The sequence below is a fragment of the Streptomyces atriruber genome (genome assembly GCF_001418325.1).
Classification (GTDB): Bacteria; Actinomycetota; Actinomycetes; order Streptomycetales; family Streptomycetaceae; genus Streptomyces; species Streptomyces atriruber.
Genome location: NZ_LIPN01000651.1, coordinates 1 through 2,050, shown reverse-complemented (window position 1 = coordinate 2,050; position 2,050 = coordinate 1). Strand labels below are relative to the sequence as shown.

The window sequence follows — 2,050 nt, the reverse complement described above, 5'->3', positions numbered from 1 at the left end:
CCCCGTCCCCGTCCCTCCCCACGGAACTCGGACTGCTCCGCCGCGCCGTGGACCGCGCGGTGGCCGGCGGCCGCGCCGTCGCCGCGGCGGACACCGGCGGTGAACTCCCGCGGCGCCTGCGGGCGGTGGGCCTCAGCACGGGAGCGCTGTGCGCCGGACGCCTCACGGACGCGGCCGCCGACCGCACGCACGACGCACTCGGACGCCTGCGCCCCGCCGACCCCGACGCGTACGCGCAGGCGTGGCTGGCAGCGTCCCTCTATGCGCGGGCGGCCACCGCATCACTGCTCACCGCCGCATGGGCGCCGCCCCAGCCCCGCGCGCTCACTTCATCCACTCCGCCTCGTACTTCGCGTACGTCCCGTCGTGCTTCGCCAGGTGGACGAACTGGTCGACGTACTCCTTGAACTCGTCGTCACCGCGCGGTGTCGCGTACGCCTTCTCGGAGAAGGTGAAGGGCTTCTCGGGGTGGAGGGAGCAGAGTTCGGGGTGGATCTTCGACTGGTAGAGCGTCTCGCTCGCGTCCGTCATCATCACGTCCGCACGGCCGTCGATGATCTCCTGGAAGATCGTGGTGTTCTCCGGGTGCAGCTTGACCGTCGCCTTCTTGATGTTGGCGCGCGCAAACTGCTCGTTGGTGCCGCCGGGGTTGACGACCACGGTCGTGCCCGGCCTGTCGATGTCCGCGAGCGCTCCCGCACCGAACTCGTCCTTGTCGGCACAGCGCACGACGGGGGTCTTGCCGTCCTCGCGGGTCGGCTCGCTGAAGTAGACCTGCCGGGCGCGCGGCAGGGTGATCGAGACGCCGCCGACCCCGATGTCGCAGCGCCCCGCCGCCACGTCCTTGGTCAGGTTCGCCCAGGTCGTCGCGGTGAACTTCGGCTTGGCTTCGAGACTCTCGGCCAGGTCCCGGGCCATCTTGATGTCGACGCCGCTGTACGTGCCCTCGGCGGGGTCCAGCTTCGTGAACGGGGCGTAGTCGCCGGTCGTGCAGACCTTCAGTACGCCCTTCTTCGGGACGGAGTCGAGGAGGGTCCCCTGGTGCCGGTCCGGCCGCCGGGCCGCGTCCGGCGAGGCGGGCGCGGCGGCGGTGACGGCCAGCAGACAGACCAGGGCGGACAGGGCGGCGGCACGCTTCACGGGGGCTCCTCTGCGCTACGGGCGGCTCGAAGGGATCACCTTCGCAGACCCGCTCCCGCGGCTGAACCCCCTTCTCACGGAGCGAGCGGGGCGACCGGAGCGAGCGGGGCGAGCCGCACCGGGGTCAGGTCGGGCGCCGTGCCGTCGTACGCGTCCTCGTCGAACGGATACAGCGGCCGCTCCACCCGGTGGTGCCCGAGCCGCGGCAGGTCCTGGTCCACGCCGCCCGGTGTGAGGGCGAGGAGCCAGTCGGCGGCCATGTCGTGGAGCTCGGGCTCCAGGTAGCCGATCTTCACGATCACGAGGTCGTACGTGCGGGGGTCGATGCCGAGGCCGCCCTCCGCCGGGCCCATGAAGTCGGCGAGCGTGTGGAACGGCTTGCGGCGCTCGACGAGGATCACGGTGAGACCGCCGTGGCGCACGGCGGCCATGTCGACGCCGCGGTCGTACGCGCCGCCCTCCGCCCGGTCCTTCTGGTCGGTGGCGCGCTGCAGGGCGACGACGGTGCCGGTGAGGTCGAAGGGACCGCCGTGGTTCGCGTCGACCTTGCCGCCGACGCTCAGCGTGACCTCCGCGCCCACGCCCGCCTCGAAGCACCGGGCGACGGCCACCGGGTCGGTGATGCCGGGGTGGACCGCGGTGACCCGGCCCGCGCGGACGTCGTCGTTGTCGAGCAGTTTCTCCAGCATGTACGCGAGGTCGCCCGCGCCGCCCGCCGTCGGGTTGTCGCCCGAGTCGCTGATCAGAAAGGGCCGTGCGGACGAGGCCACCGCCTTCTCGATGCACTCCTCGGCGGAGCCCGTCGGGCCGACGAAGACGAAGTCGCGGCGCGCGTCCCAGTAGCGGCGGGCGAGCTTCTCGGCTTCGGAGGCGGCGCGTTCGGCGTCGTCGCCGGTGACGACGATGGCGG

3 protein-coding genes are annotated in these 2,050 nt (G+C 72.5%); all 3 read right to left on the bottom strand.

Annotation, left to right across the window (positions count from 1 at the left end):
* The coding region (locus AOK03_RS43655) for a hypothetical protein (protein WP_208609722.1) at window positions 1-191 on the bottom strand (191 nt) is incomplete at its 3' end.
* A gap of 133 nt (window positions 192-324) precedes the next feature.
* Window positions 325-1,140, bottom strand: a complete 816-nt coding sequence (locus AOK03_RS39725; RefSeq protein WP_055570187.1) for a transporter substrate-binding domain-containing protein — start codon at window positions 1,138-1,140, stop codon at window positions 325-327.
* Window positions 1,141-1,214: 74 nt separating this feature from the next.
* On the bottom strand, window positions 1,215-2,050 hold an 836-nt coding region (locus AOK03_RS39720), incomplete at its 5' end, for an MlrC C-terminal domain-containing protein (RefSeq protein ID WP_167355707.1).